Annotated in this window: 1 rRNA gene; it reads left to right on the top strand. The window is 37.6% G+C overall.

Annotation, left to right across the window (positions count from 1 at the left end):
- Positions 1-5 precede the first annotated feature (5 nt).
- Positions 6-120 (top strand): 5S ribosomal RNA (rrf, locus tag BJS11_RS13225).
- Positions 121-346 lie beyond the last annotated feature (226 nt).

Raw genomic sequence — 346 nt, 5'->3', positions numbered from 1 at the left:
CATTGTCTGGTGACAATGGCAAGGAGGTCACACCTGTTCCCATGCCGAACACAGAAGTTAAGCTCCTTAGCGCCGATGGTAGTCGGACTTACGTTCCGCAAGAGTAGGACGTTGCCAGGCAATTCCATTTGACCCTTGGGTCGTTTTTTTATGGAAGTTTTAAGAAAAAATTAAAAAACTCTTGACTTCACTAGTCAAAACGAGTAAAATTAATTCTTGTGATTGAAGAAATGAACATTGAAAACTGAATTGCAATATGTCAACGTTAATTCCGAACGCAACATTAAATTGTTGGTTCAAAACAAGTGTTAGAGATAACACAAATTAGTATTTTATGAGCTAATCA

The sequence above is a fragment of the Staphylococcus caeli genome (assembly GCF_900097965.1).
Classification (GTDB): Bacteria; Bacillota; Bacilli; order Staphylococcales; family Staphylococcaceae; genus Staphylococcus; species Staphylococcus caeli.
The sequence above is the reverse complement of the archived record's forward strand: the minus strand, read 5'-3'. Positions and strand labels throughout refer to the sequence as shown.